Source organism: Paracraurococcus lichenis (genome assembly GCF_030657435.1).
GTDB classification, from domain to species: domain Bacteria; phylum Pseudomonadota; class Alphaproteobacteria; order Acetobacterales; family Acetobacteraceae; genus Paracraurococcus; species Paracraurococcus lichenis.
This window is the reverse complement of sequence record NZ_JAUTWS010000382.1, coordinates 1-780: the sequence shown is the minus strand read 5'-3', so window position 1 is coordinate 780 and position 780 is coordinate 1. Positions and strand designations below refer to the sequence as shown.

Here is a 780-nt window from a genome sequence, read left to right as displayed (position 1 = left end):
TCAGGCCGCCCGGACACGGAGACCTGAAAGATCTCGACGCCACGGGGCGGGGTCTTGGAAGCGCGCGTCCCTCAAGCCGGCAGGGCCGAGGGACACCCGTCGAGGTGGGCCGCGCCTGCCGCGGCAGTGCCGCGGCTCGCCGCTTCGCGGCGACCGGCTCACGCCACCCTTCAGGGGATTTCTGCTTTCGGCGCAGCCGAAAGCAGAAATGGAGGCAACCGGATTCGAACCGGTGACCCCCTGCTTGCAAAGCAGGTGCTCTACCAGCTGAGCTATGCCCCCTTGGTGCTCATCGCATGCCACAGACCGGACAACCCGCGATCCCCGACAGGACCCGACGGGCTGCACCGCGCCTGCCGTCGCCGTGCGACGGCTTGCCGGCGCCATCGCGCCGGCAACCGGCTTGATCACCCTCCGGGGGATTTTTCCCGCGCCCTGGCGCGGGAAAAATGGGCCAGGGAGGACTTGAACCTCCGACCCCACGCTTATCAAGCGTGTGCTCTAACCAACTGAGCTACTAGCCCCCAGCCCCGGCAGCGCCGGGGCCATAACGCGGCATGGGAGAAGGATGCGCGGACGGCGCCGGTCCGAGAGGACCGGGCCACGCCGCGCGAGGTCGCCTGTGGGCCGGCAGGGCCGGCCGGAGAGGCGATGGATCGGGAAAGGGATGCTGCCGTCGCGCCAGGCCTCCCTCCGGAGACCGGGCCGCCAGCCTCGCCCGCGGGCGATGCGTAGTCTGATCGGAAGGCTGCAGCCGGGGCCGAGGCCCCACCCCGCAAC

General features: G+C 70.6%; 2 tRNA genes. Both read right to left on the bottom strand.

The window, feature by feature from the left end:
- Window positions 1-209: 209 nt before the first annotated feature.
- A tRNA-Ala gene (locus Q7A36_RS40370) sits at window positions 210-282 on the bottom strand.
- Window positions 283-450: 168 nt separating this feature from the next.
- Window positions 451-524: transfer RNA gene (locus Q7A36_RS40365), tRNA-Ile, on the bottom strand.
- Between the last annotated feature and the right edge of the window lie 256 nt (window positions 525-780).